Origin of the sequence: uncultured Mucilaginibacter sp. (assembly GCF_903893715.1) — a bacterium.
Classification (GTDB): domain Bacteria; phylum Bacteroidota; class Bacteroidia; order Sphingobacteriales; family Sphingobacteriaceae; genus Mucilaginibacter.
The window spans coordinates 47,312-68,945 of sequence record NZ_CAITNG010000144.1; the positions used below are offsets into that span (position 1 = coordinate 47,312).

Genomic DNA, 21,634 nt, shown 5'->3' on the forward strand with positions numbered 1-21,634 from the left:
GACGACTAATTATCGCCTCTGCCTTTATTATCATCTTTTAAAATGTATTCCCTAAACGAAAATATCATTTTTTGTATCTCACTGACCAACTCTAAACATTGGTTTAATTTTTCTCCGTCGCCATATTTCCTACGTTCACAAATTAACAGTTGTGTTTCTGTTTCGTATGATGACGTTAGCGCTGTTGACAAAAACTCTCCAAAATGCACTGCTGTTCTTTTTCCAGAGCCCTCGGCGATATTTGATGGTATAGAACAAGAACTTCGATTTATTTGGTCAATTAAATTATAACGTTCGTCGGCGGGCAATCCTTTACAGTAGTCATACGTTAAATCTGTAAAGTCCATCGCTTTCAACCAAACATTAAGTTTCTTGAAATTGTGCCTCATTCGTCTTAATTCTTGACTCTCGATTCTTGATTCTATCCCCCTAATCAACTATTTTACCAATAATAGTAGCCGTTGTACAATTCTCGGCCATTACATTAACATACTGCCCCGGTTTACAACGCTCATCCTTCGGAAAAACCACCATTGCGTTCTGGTCGCTCCTGCCGCAATAATCATCTGCCGATTTTTTTGATGTGCCTTCTATCAATACCTTTTGTACTTTGCCTATTTGCGCTTGCAACCTGTGCAGCGAATATTGCTGCTGTTTGGCCACAATCTCCTGTAGGCGTGTTTTCTTTACATCCTCAGGTATATCGTCTGCATAGCGTTTTGCCGCCAAAGTGCCGGGCCTTTCAGAGTACATGAACATATAAGCATAATCGTATTTTACATAATCCATCATGCTTACGGTATCCTGATGTTCCTCGTCTGTCTCACTGCAAAAGCCAGTAATCACGTCGGTTGACACGGCGCATTCCGGTATGATCCGGCGTATGGCATCAATTCTGTCGATATACCATTCGCGGGTATAGGTACGGTTCATCATCTCCAATATCCGGCTATTGCCCGATTGTACCGGCAGGTGGATGTAATTGCAGATATTGTCGTATTTGGCAATGGTGTGCAAAACCTCGTCGGTAATGTCTTTGGGGTGCGATGTAGAGAAACGCACACGCAAATCGGGATGGACCAAAGCAGTCAGTTCAAGCAAACGGGCAAAATTTACATGCTCCATGGTTTGTTCATCTGCCCATTTGTACGAGTCAACATTTTGTCCCAACAAAGTCACCTCGCGGTACCCTTCGCTAAATAGGTCTGTACATTCTTTAATAATAGAATGTGCGTCGCGACTGCGCTCACGCCCACGTGTAAACGGCACTACGCAAAACGAGCACATATTATCGCAGCCACGCATAATGGATACAAAAGCGTTTATGCCATTGCTATTTAAACGTACCGGCGTAACATCCGCATAGGTTTCCTCGCGCGAAAGCAGAACATTTACCGCCTTTTGGCCACTGTCAACCTGTTCTATCAAATTGGGCAGGTCGCGGTAAGCATCGGGGCCAACCACTACATCAACCAATTTCTCTTCTTCCAAAAATTTCGACTTCAACCGCTCGGCCATACATCCCAAAACACCTACAACCATCCCCGGGTTTTTGCCTTTGGCTACCTTAAATTCCTTTAAGCGGTTACGCACCCTTACCTCGGCATTCTCGCGGATAGAACAGGTGTTGATGAATATCACGTCAGCATTTTTAAAATCGGTAGTAGTTTCAAAACCATTGTCCGATAAAATAGAGGCTACAATCTCGCTATCCGAAAAATTCATGGCACAGCCATAACTCTCGATATAAAGTTTGCGCCCATTTTTTACCATCGGGCTTTTATCCAACATCAACGCCTCTCCCTGCTTGCTCTCGTCGTGCGTTTTATCCGGTATATCTAATCCTATCATCGTAAAAATTAAAACGCAAAAATACACAAATATTTATATCAGATGACATAATGTCAGCATATAAAAACCATCGCTTTGTAACTATTGCCGTTAAAATCCGTTTGTTTAATAACCTGCTTATTTATTGCACCTTACATCAAATTTAAAAACTATGTTTTTGATATGGATGCAAAATGAATATCTTGCAATTGCGGTTTACTATGGTGATAAAATTTATAAAACAACGATGGAAAAGGATTACGTTAACCATTACGGCTTCCATAATCCTTTTTTTGGCTGTTTTGGTATTGCTCATCAATTTCTATTGGTCGCCCGTATTGGGCGAAAAACTGAAAGCCACCATTTTAAAAACAACCGACAGCCTGTATTCGGTTAATTTTTCTAAATCGAGCCTTAGTTTTATAAGGGGCGAACTGACTATAGACAATATCGAACTAAGGCCAAACATGGCTGTTTATAATCGTAAAAAGCAAGCCCACCTGGCACCTAACAGTTTATACAGCCTTAAAATACAACGTCTGGTCATCCATCACCTACATCCTTTAAACTTGTATTTCAATAAAAGGATAGATGTTGACCAGATAACCATCAGCACGCCCGATTTGCATGTGAGTTACGAACAGAACCGAGAACAGGATACGATCATAAAAGATAAAAAAACACCTTTTCAGTTGATATCAAAGGTTTTAAATTCAGTGCATATCAACAGAATATTATTAAATGATGTAAAATTCAGCTATTCGGACAATACTCCGAAAAAAGCCAACAAAATTGAACTCAACAACCTGAACTTTATCGCTACCGACCTCCTCATCGACTCGACCACACAACAAAGTACATCCCGCTTTTTGTTTTGTAAGGATGTTAGCCTCGAATTCAATGATTATAGCGGCACCGTTGCAAATAAGCGTTACGCTTATAAAATAGGTTCGCTCAAATTTTCAACATTAACATCAAAGCTGATTGCGAGTAAATTAAGTTTCGGCCCCGTAAAGAGTGTGAAAGAGTTTTTTAAAGGCAATAATGATGATTGTTTTGCCTTTAGCCTCGACTCGTTATGGCTGAACCATTTCGATTATAAAGCTTATAGTAAATACCATAGCATACTGGCATCATCGCTGCGGCTGAGCAATGGTAAATTCGAAATGTATTCGAACCCGGCGCCAAACGACAGTTCGATTGACCAAAGCCTCAACTTCCCACAGGTATTGTTGCACAAGCTAAAGTTGAATGTTAAAGTAGATACCTTACTGGCTAAAGCACTGAATGTTTACTATACCGAGTACAGCTTTAAGTCGGGCCAAAACGGAACGGTTAGCTTCAACAACATCAACGGCTCCATTTTTAACATTACCAACAACAAAGATGCTTTGCTTAAAAACAATATAGCACATGCGGATTTTACGGCTAATTTGATGAATGCGGCAAAGATGACCACCAGCTTTGCTTTTAACCTGACTGATGACAGCGCGCCTTTCAGCTATAAAGGTAGCGTTGGCGCCGTGGACCTACAAAAGATAAACCCAATCGCTGTCCCCTTGGGGATGGTTAAAATTTCATCGGGCATGGTAAAACAACTCGACTTTGATATGCAGGCCAACAAGGATATGGCCACGGGTAAAGTAACCGGGCTATATAACAACCTTAAAATAGTGTTATTGAAGAAAAACGAGGAAAATACGCTGAAGCGGATGAGTATAGTTTCCTTCCTGGCCAATGCTATGATCATTAAACATGATAACCCCATGCCCAACCAACCTATCCGGGTTGTTAAAGTAGTATGGCAACGGCGTCTTTATTCGCCGTTTTTTAGTTTTATGTGGAAGTCGCTTTTGGCAGGCATTAAAGAAAGCGTTGGTTACGACGCCAAAACAGAACGGACTGTAAAAGAAAAGATAAGCGAGTTTAAACAAAACAAGCTGACCCGCAGTGCCCGCAAGGCAGAGCGTATACAAAGGCGCGAAGCCCGACAACAAAAAAGGGCATTACGCAAACAGCAGCAGGAACTGATTAAAGCCCAAACCACCACACCGCCCGATTGATTAGTGCGAGTTGCCCAAACCAAACTCTTTGTAGGTGTTTGGCATAGTTCCATTGTTGCTGAACGCAAAAGAATAGGCAGCGCCCCATTTTTCGTAATCGTAATCTTTTGAGGTGGATGGTTCAACATACATCATACGCAACAAATAAATACCCTCACGGCTAACGTTTAATGAGACATTGCCCAATGCATCGCCAATTAGTTTTTGAGGGTATACTCTGCCCGAAGATGTTTTAATCAATAAATCGACTTTTGCATTGGGCAGTGGTTTGCCTTTAAACTTGATTTCGGCAGTTACCTCATCGCCATAATTTAGTTTATAGGGATTTTGTTTGAAAGATATTTCGAGGGTATGGTTAAGCACGGCTGTAAAGGTACCCCCTGTTGGCTTATCAACCGTCACCAGGCTTTTTAAATAGCAGGTCGTTTTTGTCCGGATACGGTTCTGCCCAACATTGTTCACCTTTTCGGATAGTTTGATCAGCCCTTCGCTTTCCAAATCGGTAACAAAGTCGGCTTTGTCTATATCCTCGGGCTGAAATGTCTTTACCATTTCAATCATGGCCAAGCCGCTGCTGTTGAGTTTGGTAGCCAAAACAGGGGCTGTATTATCTTGCATATGGGCTATCACATCCACTCGCTTACCATCCTGATAGATGGCAAATTTTTCGGTAGAAGCACGGTCATATTTTTGCTCTTTGGTACGGTCGAAAAGCTCGGCCGAAAACAAATGGACGTTTAAGCTGTCGCCCTTATGCATAAAAAAGTTTTCAGGTACCAAAACATAATCTTCGGACCACGAAATCAAACCAACGACAAACACGAGCGGCAAAACAAACCAAAAACGAAGTTTCATATATTCTTTAGAAAGTATAGAATCCAAAAATAGGATTTTTTTGAAGTAATTCGACCCCTCAAATTAATTAGCAATCATTTTACAACAATTGCTTTGTCTTTTTCGGATTTTGCCTGTTATCAATGAACGCAACTAACTCAATTACATTTTTTCCAGGCTTGACCCGGTATATCACGGACACTTGTTTAATGATGACGCCAATATGTGTGTTTTTTGTTTTATAAGTCGGGCGCGCTATTAGAGGTTCGTTGGCCAGGGTCTCCAGATAATCAAAAACGCGCTTGGTGAACTGCCTTATTTCTTTCTCTGTCCAATGTATCTTCAGGTAATCGATACGTTTTTGCAACGTCTCTCCCGCCTTTTCCGACCAGATAATTTTCATATCATTCCAAAGCGTTTTTTCGCTTCTTCATGGTCGAACGATTTTCCGTTATCCAGTTGCAATATCCCTTCCAAAACATCCGCTTGTTGTTCGCTGTTTAACTCATCGAACCAATCGGCATCGCGGTTTTTTAACAAAGATTGTATATCCCTGATGAGGCTTTCATCATTGGTAGAGATTATAGCTTGCAGCAAATCTAACTTCTCCGCTTGTAAGTCCATTGTTAGGTGATTTTATTGATACTAATTTACAGTTTATCTACAACTTTTGCTTTAATTTTTTTCCACTAACTCCACCTCAGCCACGGGACTAAACAGATAAACTCTTTTACTACTTACCTCAACACATCTGTAACGCTTTCGCAAGCGCTCTTCTTTACGGAAAACGCGCCCGTCTTTCAGCTTAAACAACGCTTTGTCGGGGAGTTTCTCCACGGTCAAATGGTCAGGTTTGGGGGCATCGTATTTGCGCAGGGAGCGGTACAGGTTCAAATCGGAGCAGCTTGAAGCCGCAGGATTGTCCAGGTAACTGATAATGGCATGCTTAACTTCCTGCGGAAAAACTTCCATCTCAAAAAAGGGCTGCATCATCCGTTTAAAATTAGCTTTCCACTCGGCGCCATGTGGCTTCACTTTGTGCTTGTGTTCGTTCCAGGTATGCAGGTGTGCAAACTCGTGTACGGTGGTAACCAAAAAAGCGTAAGGGTTAAGGTCGTAGTTTACCGATATGCGGTGGCTCTGCCCTCCAAAAGGATGGCGATAGTCGCCAAATTTTGAATTGCGGTTACGCGATACCTTAAACTCACATACAAAATAATCTATCCAACGGCTAATAAGCGGTGCGGCTTTGGGCGGCAGATAGGTTTCAAGAATTTTTACTTTATCCAATTTTACCTCTTGCTCAAATATCGGGTTTTTTGCCGGGCATGCGGTAACGCCAAAGTAAATTATTTCAACACGTGGAAGGTGATAAAACTGGCCACATAGGCCAGGACCGTCATATAGGCAAATTGTGCAGCAGGCCAGCGCCAGTCTTTTGTTTCGCGGTAAACTACGGCCACTGTGCTGGCACACTGCATGGCAAAGGCGTAAAACATCATCAAACTCATTGCAACCGCCAAAGTAAATACCGGCTCGCCGGTATCGGGGTTACGGGCTTCGCGCATTTTTTGTTGTACCGACTCCATTTTTTCAGCACTGCCGTTAACACTGTACATGGTAGCCATCGTGCCTACAAAAACTTCGCGAGCGGCAAACGAGGTGATGAGCGCTATGCCGATTTTCCAATCGAAGCCCAAAGGTTTAATAACAGGTTCTATCACATGCCCAAGCATTCCGGCGTACGAGTTTTCCAGTTTTTGGGAAGCAATCATCCGTTTAAGACTGTCGGGAGCCACTTTTTGATAGGATGTTTGACGGTACTTGTCGTCTATCTTACTAAAGCGCCCGCCCGGCCCGAACGAGGCCAATACCCACAAAATAACCGATACCGCTATGATGACCTTACCTGCCTGGAAAACGAAAGTTTTCGACCTGTCCCACATGCTGTGCAGCACATTACCCCAACGCGGTGTGCGGTAAACGGGCAGTTCCATAATAAAATAACCACGCTCGCGCGATTTGAGGATATATTTCATTACCCAGGCCACAACCACTGCGGATACCAGACTGAACAGATACATGGCCGTTAAAGCCAAACCCTGCATATTGAATATCCACCATACGTTTTTATTGGGTACCACCAGCGAGATGAGCAAGGTATAAACCGGCAAACGTGCCGAGCAGGTTACCAGTGGGGTAACCATAATGGTAATCATCCGGTCTTTCCAGCTTTCGATGGTGCGCGTGCTCATAATGGATGGTACCGCGCAAGCAAAACCACCAATCAGCGGCACAACCGATTTGCCGTTCAAGCCTACTTTGCGCATTATCTTGTCCATCATAAACGTAACGCGCGACATATAGCCCGTATCTTCCAAAATCGATATCAAACCAAACAAAATAGCGATCTGCGGGATGAAGACCATCACACCGCTCAAGCCGGCTATCACACCATCCACCAGTAAATTGGTGAGCGGGCCGACGGGCAAATATTGGTGCAGGTTGCTTTGCAGCCAAACAAAGGCGTCGGCAATTAAACCCATCGGGTATGCCGACCAGGCAAAAATAGACTGGAAAATAAACAGCAGTATCCCAAAAAAGATAACAAAGCCAAACACTTTATGTGTTAATACCTTATCAATGCGGTTACTGATGGATTCTTCCTCGGCTGTTACTTTTTTGGTCACTGTATCGTATAGCAGGTCGTTTATAAAATTATAGCGCGCCATAGTTTCGGCACCTTGCGCTTTCTGCGAGTGGAAAGCATGTTCCTTTTCCAGTTCTTCTATCCTGTCGCTTTGCTCAGACGATAAAAATTCGAGTGTTTCGTGCTGATGGGCCAGCTGCAGCGCAAAATAGGGGTTTGCGACTGCTATTTCCTTTTTTATATCGGCAATGAGTTGAGGGGCCAGAGCTTCAACGTCGATGCTGTCTTGCTGTAAGGCTATTTTATTGGCGAACGCGATGGCTTCTTTGAGTTTGTCAATACCCTCGGTTTTCCTTGCCGAAATAGGTACTACCGGAACACCCAGTTTTTCGGCAAATGCATCTACATCAATGGTGATATCGGCTTTTTTGGCCATATCCATCATATTCAACGCAATAATTACGGGTATTTTCAGGTCGGCAACCTGGGTATAAAGCAACAGGTTGCGCTTTAGGTTAGTGGCATCGAGTATCACAATAACCAAATCGGGGTTCAACTCATTGCTCCTATCGGCCAGTACCGAAAACACAATGGCCTCGTCGCGGCTTTTGGGATAAAGGCTATACGCACCGGGCAAGTCAATCACTTCAGCCATGCGCCCATCGGGCAGCGTGCAATAGCCCACTTTCTTGTCGACCGTAACACCCGGAAAATTTCCTATTTTTTGATTAAGCCCGGTCAGAACGTTAAATAACGTGGATTTACCGGTATTAGGGTTACCTACAAGCGCAATTCGGATATCAGCTTTCAAGGTATTTCGGTTCTACATCAGTACGATAGTGGCTGCTTCGCGTTTACGTAAACTTAACTGATAACCGGCAACGTTTACGGCTATCGGGTCGCCAAGGGGTGCTATGCGGTCAACCCTGATCTCTTCGCCGGGTAAACAACCCATTTCCATCAATTTCACCGACATTTCTAAATCAGTGAATTCCTTTACGGTTCCGCGTTCGCCTACTTTAAGTTGTGACAGCCTCATATCATATTTATAACGGCTCTAATTTAGCCCTTATTTATAATAAATCCAAATAAGAAAAGCGTGATTGATGTCACATTTTGGTCAGGAGTGCCGGGGGCAGTTTTATAGAAAACTTTGGGGCAGCCGCAACTTTTATGAAACAAGCTGCAAGAGCTTGCCATGGTAACCATTAAAACCATCGCTACAGCGAAAAATCTATTTTTTTTCATAATGCGCAGACCAGATAGCAATTAAAGCCCCAAATAAACCCATTCCGGTACCTACGCAGTCCGCGAACAAATCGGCCCATTCGCCGCTGCGCCAGGTAAATACATAAGCTTGTAAAAGCTCGATCGTTCCCCCGTACAGCAAAGGTATCAACAAACAACAAAACGATTGCATGGTTGTTAAATTGTGCCTGTTATTTTTCCGTATCTGGCCGCTGCACAGTAAAGTTGTTAAAACAAACCATAAACCGCAATGGGTCAATTTATCGAACCCGGCAAAAAATAAGGGCGACTGGCTAACGCCACCCAACTTAATGGTACAAAGTATAAAAATAAACAAGGCCCACCATAATGCGGGCCTTCGATATTTTAAAATGGCATTCATTTAGTGCCCTATCAGTTTCTTATAATCGTCTACAGAAAGCAGAGTATCAACTTCCGAAGGATTGGCAATAGTTGCTTTTACAATCCAGCCATCACCATACGGGTCGGAATTTACGAGCTCCGGAGCGGAATCTAATTTGCTATTAAGCTCTAAAACCTTTCCGGTAACAGGCATAAACAAATCGGAAACTGTTTTCACGGCTTCGATGGTACCAAATACAGCTTCTTTTGCAATATCCTGAGTAACGGAGTTTACATCGATATAAACAATATCACCTAACTCGCCCTGGGCAAAATCTGTTATACCGATTATTGCTATATCGCCTTCAACTTTAACCCACTCGTGGTCTTTTGTGTACTTTAGTTCTGCCGGAAAATTCATTTCGTTTTGTTTTAGTGCTTCAAAAATAGCAAAACTTTAAACTATCGCAATACGCAAACAACCAACCCGGAAATTATAAACCCACCATGAAAATTAAATGGTTTATTTGCTATAATTGTGCATGTCAAAACCAATAACAACAGGCATCATGTCATATGGCATGTCGGGCCGAATATTCCATGCTCCGTTTGTGCATGCTCATTCGGGCTTCGCGTTAAAGGGAATAACCGAGCGCAGTAAAAAGATAGCTTCCGAACGTTACCCGGACATCATCAGCTATAACAACAACGATGAGTTGCTGAACGATACGGAAATTGAACTGGCCATTGTAAACACCCCAAACAACACCCACTACGAACTGGCCAAACAAGCATTAAAGGCCGGTAAGCACGTACTGATAGAAAAACCAGCCGCTGCGTCGGTTAAAGAGGTGCAGGAATTGTTCGACCTTGGCACCCAACACAACAAGCAGGTGTTTATTTACCAAAACCGCCGTTGGGACAGCGATTTTATGTCGGTAAAGCAAATCATCGAAAGCGGCAGGTTGGGACAGTTGAGCGAAGTTTGTTTCAGGTTCGACCGGTTTAAGCCCGCCCTTAGCCCCAAAATATTCAAAGAAGTTGCCTCAACTCCCGCCAGTGGTCTGGTGTTCGATTTGGGCCCGCATCTGCTCGACCAGATCATCAGCCTGTTTGGCAAGCCACTCAGCTTTGCCAAAACCACCGGCATTTACAGGCCGGGCTCGGAGGTTGCCGATTACTTTTTTTACCATTTAAAATATCCCAACCAGTTGAATGTATTTGCCGCGTCGAATTTAATGGCCGTGCAAGCCTTGCCCGCTTTTGTAGTTCAAGGCGCCAATGGCACGTTTATTAAAGATCGCGTTGATCCGCAAGAAGAACAACTGGACAAAAACATGCTGCCCACCGATGAAAAATACGGAATTGAAGCAGCAGGTGTTGAAGGTAAACTGTATACCTTAGGAGGCGACGGCGTAAAGAACGTTGAACTGGTGAAAGCACCCAAAGGCGATTATATGGGCCTGTTTGAAGCTGTTTATCAATCGTTGCGGAACGGAAAGGACTTTCCGATAACGAAAGAGAATATATTGACACAAATGGAGTTATTAGAGGGTTAGCCTTATCTTTGATCCCTTAAACAAAAACTATCATGAAAAAACTCGCTATATTTTTATGCCTGTTGTTCACTATCGCGTCGTTAAAGGCGCAGGATGCAGACAAACCTATCCCTCAATATAAAATATTGACTACCGATAGCGTTTATGTTACTCCTGCAAAGCTAAAGAAGGATGCGCCTATTATGGTCATCTATTTCTCACCCGATTGCACGCATTGCCAGCATTTAACGGAGCAATTGACAGAATTGCTAAAAAGCGAGAAAAAAGACCACAAGCATATTTTGAGCAAAACCCAAATCGTTATGATTACCTGGTCATCGTTACAGGCAATCCAAGTATTTCGCAAAGATTATGAGCTGGATAAGTACCCCAACATAACAGTGGGAACCGAAGGTTATGCCTTGACCGTTCAAAAATATTACCAGGTAAAAACAACACCTTATATCGCTATATATACCAAGGGTGGCAAGTTGGTGCAGGCGTTTGAAAAGGCGCCTAAAATTGGCGACCTTATCGACGTTATTAAAAAGGCGTAAACTTTATTTTATTGAATAGCTAATAATAGCCGTTGTTGTTGCTGTAGGAGGCGCGCCCGGCAACATAAGTGATGCGTCAGTTTCTATTATGCCAATGCCATTGGCTATATAATAGTCATACGTGGCCGAAGTTGTAAAGCCGACGCCGTAATTATATTGTAATAGAATAGTAGTGTGTATTACATTAGCATAGGTTTTGCCCGACACAGTTTTGGAAAGATTTTTGCCAACAAGCACACCTGATACCTGCGCCGGTACGCCATTTATGATGCCATTGTCAGAAGCCGGTGCTGTCCATGTTGTGCCAACAGCAACATTGTCCTTTAGATACAAAATTTCGATAATATTTCCCTGTACCGTTGCACGCTCCGTATAAGTATGGTTTATATCTGACAAATACCATGTTTGATTACCTGATAAGATTGACTGGGCGGTAATTACACTGTATAATTTGTTGTTGATGGTAGTCGTACCTGTAACCTTTTGCAGCGAGGTGTCAACATAGGAACCCGATTCAGCATATTTCCAATAGTTTCCGGTTGCGGCCGGCTGATACCCCTTTGTAGTATCAACCATTGTAGCACCGCCTGACGAACCGGTACTGCCGGTACTCCCCGCGGCTCCCGTACTGCCTGTTGAACCCGTGCTTCCGCTGGCGCCTGTACCGGCAGATGATGGCACGATTTCATGTCCGCCAATTTTCTTACAGCTGTTCATCGAGATCAAAACAACAGGGATTAGTAACAGCAGGTATTTTTTCATCTATTTAATTGCATGCACAAATCTAATTAAAATTTTTTCGTTTAGCTTTCGGTACCAATAGGTCCTTTCTACAATATTTAATACGCCAAAACCACTGCTAAGGTTGGAATACATAAGACAGATACTACAATTTGCATACGCCCGGGCCACGTATTATTGGTTAATATTAAAAAAACAATAGAAAACCCTGCCGACTAGATGAACTAAAGTCGTATATTTCAAGTTGAACTCAAAAAAGTATCGCTTCACTATAATATATTTCGCAATGCGGTTTTATTTGTAAATACCTGATTATTTGGCAAATAACTATTGTATATTAGCGAACCCAAAGTTGATTGACTATGAAGACCAATGCTTTTTTATACAGTTCAAAAGTATGGCTCACGGCTGTCTTTATTACGCCTTTTGTCCAATATCTCATCGACTCGTTCACGTCGCCATACGGCAGCAATGGTTTTTGGGTTTTTTATTCCGTATCAATAGGCGTTATTTTGGCATTTCCCAGCTTGATCCTTTTTTGGCTGCTCATGCTGTGCCTAAAAAAACTGGCTTCAATAACTGTATTAGTTAAGCTTTTGCTCACCATTGCCGGCATATTGCTGTCGGTGCTCATGTTTTATTTTTCCTCGAACCAGCAACAATTTTCAACAGAGAGCCAATACTTCCCTATTCCTTATTTAATTATCATTGTATGTTCAATCTGGATGTATGAGCTGCCGGTTTTGGACAGCGAGCGTTACCGTGAACAGGTGAATGCTTAACTGAGCAGGCAACCAAACATTAAAACCGTCCGTAAGGGTATTATCCACTTTACGGACGCAAATGCGCAACAATAGACCAAGAGCCCTCATTATCCTTACCCCCGGCTTCCCCGAAAGCGAGGCCGATACCACGTCGCTTTCGCACCTGCAAACTTTTGTGAGGGCACTAAAAGAAGTCGACCCGCACGTAGAGGTGATTGTCTTGACGCTTACCTATCCCTTTGTTTCCACAAATTACCAATGGTATGGTATAAAGGTGATGTCATTTGGCAATAAATATAAAGGACGGGTTTTCAATGTTGCCTCGATATTAAAAATGTGGGGGGGGCCTAAGAAAACTAAACAAACAATATCAGATAATCGGCCTGTTAAGTTTTTGGTTAGGCAAATGCGCTTTTATTGCCGGCCTTTTTTCGAAAAGACATAGGTTGACCCATTATTGTTGGTTGTTAGGGCAAGATGCAAGGGCAGGAAACAAATATTTTGCACGCATAAAACCAAAAGCAGGGTCGATCATCGCGGTATCAGATTTTGTAGCCAAAGAATTAAATAAAAATTATGGTTTATTGCCCCGGCACGTTATACCCATTGGGATAGACACCGCTTTATTTAATTGCAGCGATATTGACAGGGACATCGATATTTTGGGGGCCGGCTCTTTCGAGTACGCTAACCTGATTGTGATAATGGATGCAATAACTGCAGATCCAGAATATATCGGACGTTACCGGTTTTGATTTGTTAAAGTGAATGCGCTTTGAAAATCATTAAAAAAGTTGCAATTTATCGCGAAATGTAACAGGGAGATATGTTGATTTTTATAACCCGATAATTGCATGAAAGTATTGCATTGCAGTTTACCTTTACACCACGTATCATCAATGTGTGGGCATTGATGCCTGATGATCGGTTTAAGCCAATTAAACAGCCATTTTTTATTTTATGAGAAATACCTTTAGTATTAGCGGATTGTTGATGATCTGCATTGTAGTTATGCTGAGGTCAGCAAACGCTCAGACTTCATCCGAAAAAGCAATCGACAAAAAGATAGATCATATTGTAAAGCAACTTACCTTAAAAGAAAAAATAGCCATGTTGCATGGCAATGCTCTATTTTCGTCGGATGGCGTTAAGCGCCTGGGCATACCCGAGCTAACTTGCGACGACGGGCCATTGGGCGTACGCGAAGAGGTGGGCCGGTACTCATGGACCCCACTTAAACTGAAAACAGATTCAGCGACGTATTTCCCAAACGGCTCGGCGATGGCGGCTACCTGGAACCCGGCTTTGGCTTACCAATACGGAGTAACTATGGCCCAGGAAGCGCTTGCACGGCACAAAAATATCCTTTTGGCCCCAGCGTTTAACATTTGCCGTACCCCGCTTTGTGGCCGTACGTATGAATATTATTCAGAAGACCCTTTTTTGAATGCCCAACTCGCCATATCGGCTGTTAAAGGCATTCAAAGCCAACACGTTGCGGCCTGCGTAAAGCACTTTGCTGTAAACAATCAGGAAACTATGCGCGATAGCATCAATGTCGTTATTGGTGAGCGTGCTTTGCGCGAAATATACTTACCGGCCTTTAAGGCGGCCATACAGCAAGGTCATGCCTATAGCCTTATGTCGGCTTATAATGTGGTCAATGGTGCACATTGTTCCGAGAATGATTTTCTGCTCAATAAAATATTAAAAGGCGAGTGGGGTTTTAAAGGTTTGGTTATGTCGGACTGGGGTGGAACGCACAGCACGGTGAATGCTGCCAATAATGGTCTCGACCTCGAAATGGGATCAAAAGGCCCATACAGCAACTGGTATTTTGCCGACCCGCTTTACAATGCGGTAAAAGCCGGCCAAGTGAGCGAACGCGTCATCGACGAAAAAGTACATCGCATACTGTGGGTAATATTTCATACCTCCATGGCCGAACACCAGTTGCCGGGAAGCATCAATACCCCTGGTCACAGTAAGGCAGTTTATGATATGGCCGCAGAGTCTATCGTATTACTTAAAAACCAGAACCATACATTGCCATTAAATACAGCCAATATAAAAAGCATAGCAGTAATTGGCGATAATGCCATCCATACGTTTGCAACAGGTGGGTATGGTGCAGGTGTAAAAGCTAAATACGAAATAACAGCCTTACAAGGCATCAAATCGAGATTGGGCAAGGACATCAATATACGCTTCGCACAGGGCTATAAGGCGAATTACAAAACCAACTATACCGCACAACAAAAGGAAAATGCCAATAATCCAAATCCCGTCCTGATAAGCGAAGCAGTTGATTTGGCCAAAAACAGTGATCTGGCCATTTTGTGCATCGGATCAAACCGTGATTATGAAAGCGAAAATTCAGACAGAAAAAACCTGAATTTGCCTTTCGGCGAACAGGAGCTGGTAAATGCGGTAACCGCAGCAAACCCAAACACCATCGTGGTAATTATGGCCGGGGCGCCTTATGATATTGCGGATATCAAAAACAACAACAATACCGTTTTATGGTCGTGGTTTAACGGATCTGAAGCAGGCAATGCTTTGGCAGATGTACTGTTTGGCAAAATAAATCCATCGGGTAAACTACCTTTTACTTTCCCGGCCCATTTAGACGATTCGCCGGCCCATGCCCTACATACCTTCCCGGGCGAGAACCTGACCGCCGACTATAAAGAAGGCATTTTAGTAGGATACCGATGGTTTGATACTAAAAACATCGAGCCGTTGTATTGTTTTGGTTATGGCTTGTCGTACACCAGTTTTAAATACTCAGCTTTTAAAACCAATAAAAAGCGATATAAAACGGGCGAGCATATTTCGGCCACACTTTTGGTAAACAATACAGGTAAGTATGCCGGTAAAGAAACCGTACAACTATATGTGGGCAAGTTAAATTCAAAAACCGGTCAGCCCGAAAAACAGCTAAAAGCATTTAAGAAAGTATCGATGATACCTGAACAAGGCGTGCAAGTAGTACTGAGGTTTAAAACCACCGACCTGGCTTATTTTAGTGAAGACCTCCATAAGTGGACGATTGAGCCCGGCGAGTATAAAATATCTGTAGGCTCATCGAGCCGCGACATCAGACAATCAACAATCATAACTGTTGCCAATTAATATCTACATTCGGTTAAATTTGCTTTTGTGCTTAGAAAATGACTGATAAATTATCATCATGATAAAAAGAATTATAGGAGTAGTATTAGCTTTAGCAGGATTTGGTTTTACAGTGCAAAGCCAAAATGTAAAACAGGTTACATTGGTCAATTTCAACCTGCAATCGTCGGCACTCGTTCCTAATTCGGGCGAAGAGTTGTCATCATCAAAATACCATTTAAATCAGCATTGGTATGCGGTTAAAGTGCCGTCTACAGTTTTGACTGGGCTGGTGGCCAACAAGGTATATCCCAGTCCGTATTTTGGTTTGAACAATATGCAGATACCAGATGCGTCGGACGAGTTCAATAAAAAATATGACCTTGATAAATTCAGTTTTCTTCCCGGCAAGGCCAATCCCTGGAAAAGGCCCTATTGGTACCGCACGCTATTTATGGTCCCGGAGGCGGACAAAGGAAAAACCTTCCAGTTGATTTTTAAGGGAATAAATTACCGCGCTGCCGTATGGTTAAATGGTAAACAAATTGCCGATTCTACACAAATGGCAGGCATATTTGCCGAATATAACCTCGACGTAAGTAAACAAATAATACCCGGGAAACAGAATATATTGGCGGTAAAGATATACCCGTTGGACTACCCCGGTTTACCGGCACAGGAACAGCTAAAAGCCCTCGGTCCATTTTTTGAGAACGGCGGCCCAACTGGTGATATCGGCAAGAATGTAACCATGCTGTGTTCGGTGGGCTGGGATTGGATGCCGCCTGTACGCGACAGAAATATGGGTATTTGGCAACCGGTTTACCTGCGTACCACGGGTACTGTCACCATCGGCAAACCGCAAATAAAATCGGAACTGCCAAATTTACCAGATACCAATATTGCCAAATTATCATTGGCTTTGATGCTGACGAATCATGGCATCACTACTCAAAAAGGGCGTCTAAAGGTCAGCATTATACCTGAAAATTTTAAAAGCGTGTTAGCGATAAAGTTTGAAAAAAAGGTAGCGGTAGGGCCATCTTCATCGGCTAAGGTTGAGTTTGATGCCGCGAATGTGAGCCAGCTCCTCATCAATAATCCGCATTTATGGTGGCCCAATAACTATGGCAGGGCAAACCTTTACCGCATCCGCATGCAATACATAAATAAGGCAGGTATTGCCGACGATACCTCGTTTGTGTTTGGTATCCGTACAACCACTACGTCAACGAGTAATGTGAACGGCTTTTTGCGGCGCGATTTTTTTGTAAATGGTCAAAAAGTGCATTTGGTAGGCGGCGCCTGGGTGCCCGATATGATGGTAAATCGCGACTCTGTGCGGTTTGATCACGAGCTTCATTTGTGTAAAAATGCCAATGTTAACCTGGTACGTATATGGGGCGGTGGGATAACGCCACCTGATGCCTTTTTTAACGCGGCGGATAAATATGGGTTGATGGTTTGGTCGGATTTTTGGATTACCGGCGATACCCAGGGCGAATTTAAAGGCTCACCTGATTGGCCGTTGGAAAGCAATGTGTTTATCCGAAACGTAACAAGCACTATTTACCGCATACGCAACCACCCAAGTTTGTTGGTTTGGACGGGTGGCAACGAGGGCCATGCCCGTAAAGAATTGTATGATGCCATGCGCAACAATATCATTGAACTGGATGGTACACGTCCATTCATACCCAGTTCATCGGGCTTTGCCAAATTGCCCGAAGGATGGAAAGGCTCATGGCCCGATGATAAAGCGTCGGGGGTTTACAGCGGCGGGCCATATTCGTGGCAAGACCCACATCAATATTATAAACTGGCCGATGCGGGCCGCGATTGGGTATTTAAAGACGAAACAGGCATACCATCGCAACCACCCTATACCACACTGGCACGCATTGTTAGCGACCCCAGTTTGGATAAGAATTTGCCTTTCCCATTAAACAATACCTGGGGCTACCACGATGCGGCAACCGGCGCAGGTAAGTACGACCTGTATTACCAACAAATGGCGCGCAGGTATGGCAAACCCGAAAGCGTGGAAGACTTTGCCAATAAAATGCAATTGTTGAATGCCATAGGTTACCAGGGTATTTTTGAGGCCGCCAACCATAAACTAAATGAAACGGGCGGCGTGATGCTGTGGAAACTGAACGCGGCGCTCCCAAGTGTGATATGGCAGGTTTACGATTGGTACCTGGAGCCAAACGCGGGCTATTACTTTATGCAAAACGCCTGCGAACCCATCCACGTACAGATGAATTTGGATGATAGTGTGGCTACAATAGTAAATCGTACCCATAGACCAACATCAGCACTGACAGTGCATGCGCAGGTATTCGATATCAATTCCAAAAAAATATATGATAAGGTTACCAGTACAAGCCTGGAAACAACCGGTACGAAGGAATTAGACCATCTCGCGTCTACCCTGAAATATGTCAAAGGCACCAGCTTTGTAATTCTGAATGTAAAAGATGCCGCGGGTAAATCCATATCGCACAATGCCTATTGGCTTGCGCCGGATACCAATTATACCGACTTAAAAAATATGCCCAAAGCTCGGTTAAAGCTTACTTTAGTAAAAACAGAGTTATTGGGGCGCGAAGTAAAGCAAACGCTGCATATTGTTAACCAATCAGACAAGGTGGCGTTTTTTGTGCGGCCGCAATTGATGAGCAATAACGATGAAGTGATGCCATCGTACTGGTCGGCAAATTATTTTACACTGGCTCCGTTTGAGGATATTACTGTAAGCGTTAGTGCGGCGCCGTTGCCTAACTCGACTAAAACACTCATATCTGTAAGCGGATGGAATGTGCCTTCGCAGCAAATTATTTTAGGTGATAAGTGATATAAAATTACTGTACCTGCTTAGTTTGGTTTGTTGTTATAGATAGTATTTACTTTGGTGCCGAAGCGTTCTGTTTTTTATTCGCTTGTCGAGATTTCCGGTTGAACCAATGTAATATTTGCCGGATGAAGGGAATAATTCATATAAACGAAATACATAATAGGAGATAACGCAAAGAAGCCACGTCATAATTTTATTCTTGGCGCGACTTCTTTTCGTTTTCGTTACCAAACAAGTTTATGCTGCGTGACTCTTTTCTGATTGATTTGAGACCGTTCTCGTTTGTGGGCGAAAACTATTGAAAACAAGCGAGCTTTTTAGTTGTCGTCTCCGTTGCCTTTTTTAACTGTTTTTACAAATGCAGCGCGAACCGGAGCAGGCACTTTAGCATTTTCTCCTTTAATTGCTTTCCACAACATGGTATTCATAATATTGTCGGGAACCCGGTCGACGGCAGTAAAGTCCAAACCCTTAGCCATGGCCGCCAGTCTATTTTTTTTCGGGTTAACATCATTTAAATTAATGTTTGATGGAAGGCTGTTAAACGGTGTCTTATCGGCAATATTGGCAAAGCACCGCCACATGGGCGTAGCAGCCGCATCGTACTGGGTCATGGGTGGCATGCCAAGGATCAGTTCGATAGTGCGCAGTATGGAAGAAGTGGAATACATGGTATGATCAACTACATGATGTTTTATATAACCACCTGCAATATAAGCCGTTGTACGGTGAGCATCCACATGATCCGGGCCATTTTGCGCATCGTCTTCCACTATAAATATGACGCTGTTTTTCCATATCGGGCTTTTGCTGATGTGCTCAACTAATTTACCTACAGCCAGGTCGTTATCAGCCACATGAGCAAAAGGTGTAGGGCGCCCGGCAGCGGTTCCTTCGGTATGGTCCGAAAGCATCCGTATGGTGCTTAGTTTTGGTAATTTGTTACTTCGCATTAATGAGTCGAAGTCCTTTTCCCAAACCTGGTAACGCTCCATATCGGTTTGTTTCAAATCCAGCGTTGGATACGCCGGCGGAAAGTGATTTTTTAGCGCGGGTATCCTCGGCGTATTATCAGCGTTTACAAATTCGCCATAAGTACGGTAACTCACGTTAAAACGCTTAGCTTGATCCCAAATGTACAATTTGTTAAGCGAGGTTTCGCCAATAGCGCCGGGGCCCCTGTTGCCATAACTGGTTGGCCAATTTTTTTCGTTAAAATCGGTAGCATAAGCACCCATGCTCCAATTATGCCCGTCGGCGCTTACTTCGCCATCAACATAAAAATTATCCATCAACACAAATTTTTCGGCCAAGGCGTGCTGGTTCGGTGTTACACGCCTGCCAAACAGCAACAAACTGGTGTCACCGTTGCCTTGTTTTAGGTCTGACAATACCTGATCGTACGTGCGGTTTTCTTTCAGAATGTAAAAAACGTATTTAACCGGCGATGGACTACCAACTCTTGAAGGAACGGGATTACCCTTTTTCCCAACCGCATTTTTTGCCTGATTCCTGTTAAAAGGTGTATTGTGATATACGGCCTGCGAGTAAACAGACAACTCCTTTGCGCCGGGGATGGGAACAATACTTAAGGTTCCGGCCAGCAGGCCCCCTCCTATGTATTGAACAGGATGTATGTGCAAGGTATCGCCACCATGAAGCAATACCGCCTGCTTTTGATCTATGGGGTTTGGCCCATGGGGGTTGGGGAGCGATGAAAAGCCCTTAGCATTCGCTATATATAATTTCGCGCCGATAACGCGCACTACACTGGGATACCAACCTGTGGGTACAAAGCCATCCGAAGTGCTTGTGCCCGGTTTAGTTACATTAAAAACGGCCAGACAGTTATTATCGGCATTTGCTATGTATAAGGTTTTGTCGTCGTCGCTTAAAGCTACAGAATTGGTGGTGGTACCGCTTAATTTGGTAGGATATACCGCGGTATTCAACGTTTCGAGTACTTTGGCTTTTTTCAGGTCGATAACCGATACCGTATTATCATTGGCGTTGGCGACATAAAGGTATTTTCCATTATGCGAAATACACATATCGTTAGGATTATCGCCAACGGCAATAGCACCAACCAATTTATTCTTTTCCACGTCGTACACTGCAACTTTGTCCCCACCCCAAAGACTGATATACAATTTAGATTGGTCGGGCGACAAAAGGCAGGTATAAGCTTCGGTACCCAGCGATATCTTTTGTCGTACTGCTTTCGTTTTTAAGTCAATGAGGTAAAGGCTGTTATCCTGCTTGGTTACAACATATAAAGTGCTTTTTTTATCGTCAATTGCCAGGCCAGTTGGCGAAATCATCGTGGCATTTTTTTGTCTTGTCCATGCATCTCCCAGTTTGAGTGTATCTTTCGCCACAAGCTTATTCTCGTCGATAGCGTAGCGCACTATCCAGTTGTTATCACCTCCGGAAGCATATAGGCTCCTCTCATCGTCGCTGAATACCAATCCACCCCAGGATTTTCCAATAACCACATTATCCAACTCTTTGTCGTTTCTTGCATCCAGCAATTGTATGGTTTGTATACTTTGCCCGTTGTTGGTAACAGCAGCAAAATGATGGCTGCGGCTTATGGCTATATTTAACGGAAGATCGCCCAGAGGAAGGCTTTTACCGACCGGTGTTAACGACCAGCCATTAGGCAGTTTTACCCTATTTTTCTCGAGAGAAGCAAGGTTCTGAGCCTCCAGTTTCGCGGTTGTTACTAAAAGGAGAATGATTAAGAGATACTTGTTCATGGGGCCGGTTTTTATTTTAGGATAGCAGATTTAAACTGATTGGAATGAATCGTTGTTTTTGGTGTAATTCGCAAAAACCTTTATGGATCCAATGGGTCCAACGGATCCATATGCAAACTCTCATAAGTTGGATAAAAAACGATAATATGGTTAGAAATGCTGGTTTTACCACGATATGGCAAATACCCTAACTCATGCTCGTTCCGTTTATCAAATAAATCATTCATCGCATAATCGTGCTGGCTTTTGCTTGTTATAAAAAGCGAAGGTTTATCCGTAGGAATGCGATATCGGATGATCTAGCTGTCTGCGTTCCTGATGTTGGTTGTGGTATGCC

Annotated in this window: 20 protein-coding genes; 8 read left to right on the forward strand and 12 right to left on the reverse strand. The window is 43.4% G+C overall.

Annotated elements, in window-relative coordinates; translation table 11 throughout:
* Nucleotides 1-5 precede the first annotated feature (5 nt).
* Both QZX97_RS17595 and miaB read right to left on the reverse strand, forming a co-directional pair.
* Nucleotides 6-389 (reverse strand): four helix bundle protein, encoded by a 384-nt coding sequence (locus QZX97_RS17595; protein WP_295655092.1) that lies wholly within the window; start codon nucleotides 387-389, stop codon nucleotides 6-8.
* Nucleotides 390-429: 40 nt separating this feature from the next.
* Nucleotides 430-1,851, reverse strand: a complete 1,422-nt coding sequence (miaB, locus tag QZX97_RS17600; RefSeq protein ID WP_295655094.1) for a tRNA (N6-isopentenyl adenosine(37)-C2)-methylthiotransferase MiaB — start codon at nucleotides 1,849-1,851, stop codon at nucleotides 430-432.
* Nucleotides 1,852-2,051: 200 nt separating this feature from the next.
* On the opposite strand from miaB, the gene QZX97_RS17605 reads away from it, so the two are divergent.
* Nucleotides 2,052-3,893: a hypothetical protein gene (locus QZX97_RS17605; RefSeq protein WP_295664849.1), complete on the forward strand. Its 1,842-nt coding sequence runs from the start codon at nucleotides 2,052-2,054 to the stop codon at nucleotides 3,891-3,893.
* On the opposite strand, the gene QZX97_RS17610 is transcribed toward QZX97_RS17605, so the two are convergent.
* The 8 genes from QZX97_RS17610 to gcvH all read right to left on the reverse strand — a co-directional run bounded on the left by QZX97_RS17610 (nucleotide 3,894) and on the right by gcvH (nucleotide 9,388).
* Nucleotides 3,894-4,748 (reverse strand): DUF4198 domain-containing protein, encoded by an 855-nt coding sequence (locus tag QZX97_RS17610; RefSeq protein WP_295655097.1) that lies wholly within the window; start codon nucleotides 4,746-4,748, stop codon nucleotides 3,894-3,896. It lies immediately after the preceding gene.
* Nucleotides 4,749-4,827: 79 nt separating this feature from the next.
* Nucleotides 4,828-5,130, reverse strand: coding sequence for a type II toxin-antitoxin system RelE/ParE family toxin (locus QZX97_RS17615; protein ID WP_295655099.1), 303 nt, complete (start codon nucleotides 5,128-5,130; stop codon nucleotides 4,828-4,830).
* On the reverse strand, nucleotides 5,127-5,351 hold the full coding sequence (locus QZX97_RS17620; protein WP_295655101.1) for a hypothetical protein: 225 nt from the start codon (nucleotides 5,349-5,351) through the stop codon (nucleotides 5,127-5,129). Before QZX97_RS17620 ends, QZX97_RS17615 begins: the two co-directional genes overlap by 4 nt.
* A 51-nt stretch (nucleotides 5,352-5,402) precedes the next feature.
* Entirely contained in the window at nucleotides 5,403-6,017 is a 615-nt protein-coding gene (locus tag QZX97_RS17625; protein WP_295655102.1) for a SprT-like domain-containing protein, read from the reverse strand.
* A 59-nt stretch (nucleotides 6,018-6,076) separates the two neighbouring features.
* The gene (gene feoB, locus QZX97_RS17630; RefSeq protein WP_295655104.1) at nucleotides 6,077-8,188 is read right to left on the reverse strand and encodes a ferrous iron transport protein B; all 2,112 of its coding nucleotides are present in this window, start codon (nucleotides 8,186-8,188) and stop codon (nucleotides 6,077-6,079) included.
* A gap of 12 nt (nucleotides 8,189-8,200) precedes the next feature.
* Nucleotides 8,201-8,416, reverse strand: a complete 216-nt coding sequence (locus tag QZX97_RS17635; protein ID WP_295655106.1) for a FeoA family protein — start codon at nucleotides 8,414-8,416, stop codon at nucleotides 8,201-8,203.
* A gap of 195 nt (nucleotides 8,417-8,611) precedes the next feature.
* Complete coding sequence (locus QZX97_RS17640; protein ID WP_295655108.1) at nucleotides 8,612-9,007, reverse strand: VanZ family protein; 396 nt, start codon at nucleotides 9,005-9,007, stop codon at nucleotides 8,612-8,614.
* Nucleotides 9,008-9,388, reverse strand: a complete 381-nt coding sequence (gene gcvH / locus QZX97_RS17645; protein ID WP_295655110.1) for a glycine cleavage system protein GcvH — start codon at nucleotides 9,386-9,388, stop codon at nucleotides 9,008-9,010.
* 121 nt (nucleotides 9,389-9,509) lie between these two features.
* Between gcvH and QZX97_RS17650 the strand changes: the two genes are divergently transcribed.
* Nucleotides 9,510-10,526: a Gfo/Idh/MocA family oxidoreductase gene (locus QZX97_RS17650; RefSeq protein ID WP_295655112.1), complete on the forward strand. Its 1,017-nt coding sequence runs from the start codon at nucleotides 9,510-9,512 to the stop codon at nucleotides 10,524-10,526.
* 32 nt (nucleotides 10,527-10,558) lie between these two features.
* Nucleotides 10,559-11,062 carry a hypothetical protein gene (locus QZX97_RS17655; protein WP_295655114.1) on the forward strand — a complete coding sequence of 168 codons (504 nt, stop codon included), beginning with the start codon at nucleotides 10,559-10,561 and terminating at the stop codon, nucleotides 11,060-11,062.
* A gap of 3 nt (nucleotides 11,063-11,065) precedes the next feature.
* Here QZX97_RS17655 and QZX97_RS17660 read toward each other — a convergent pair whose 3' ends face one another.
* Complete coding sequence (locus tag QZX97_RS17660) at nucleotides 11,066-11,824, reverse strand: hypothetical protein (protein ID WP_295655116.1); 759 nt, start codon at nucleotides 11,822-11,824, stop codon at nucleotides 11,066-11,068.
* 341 nt (nucleotides 11,825-12,165) lie between these two features.
* Here QZX97_RS17660 and QZX97_RS17665 point away from each other — a divergent pair, with 341 nt between their 5' ends.
* From QZX97_RS17665 to QZX97_RS17685, 5 genes are all read left to right on the forward strand, one after another.
* Complete coding sequence (locus QZX97_RS17665; protein ID WP_295655118.1) at nucleotides 12,166-12,585, forward strand: hypothetical protein; 420 nt, start codon at nucleotides 12,166-12,168, stop codon at nucleotides 12,583-12,585.
* 61 nt (nucleotides 12,586-12,646) lie between these two features.
* On the forward strand, nucleotides 12,647-13,012 hold the full coding sequence (locus QZX97_RS17670) for a hypothetical protein (RefSeq protein WP_295664851.1): 366 nt from the start codon (nucleotides 12,647-12,649) through the stop codon (nucleotides 13,010-13,012).
* Nucleotides 13,013-13,031: 19 nt separating this feature from the next.
* The gene (locus tag QZX97_RS17675) at nucleotides 13,032-13,322 is read left to right on the forward strand and encodes a hypothetical protein (protein ID WP_295664853.1); all 291 of its coding nucleotides are present in this window, start codon (nucleotides 13,032-13,034) and stop codon (nucleotides 13,320-13,322) included.
* Between the two features lie 205 nt (nucleotides 13,323-13,527).
* Nucleotides 13,528-15,702, forward strand: a complete 2,175-nt coding sequence (locus QZX97_RS17680; protein ID WP_295664855.1) for a glycoside hydrolase family 3 C-terminal domain-containing protein — start codon at nucleotides 13,528-13,530, stop codon at nucleotides 15,700-15,702.
* Between the two features lie 58 nt (nucleotides 15,703-15,760).
* Nucleotides 15,761-18,538, forward strand: coding sequence for a glycoside hydrolase family 2 TIM barrel-domain containing protein (locus QZX97_RS17685; protein WP_295655124.1), 2,778 nt, complete (start codon nucleotides 15,761-15,763; stop codon nucleotides 18,536-18,538).
* Between the two features lie 317 nt (nucleotides 18,539-18,855).
* Here the strand turns inward: QZX97_RS17685 and QZX97_RS17690 are convergent, their stop codons facing one another.
* Nucleotides 18,856-21,297 carry a bifunctional YncE family protein/alkaline phosphatase family protein gene (locus QZX97_RS17690; RefSeq protein ID WP_295655125.1) on the reverse strand — a complete coding sequence of 814 codons (2,442 nt, stop codon included), beginning with the start codon at nucleotides 21,295-21,297 and terminating at the stop codon, nucleotides 18,856-18,858.
* Between the last annotated feature and the right edge of the window lie 337 nt (nucleotides 21,298-21,634).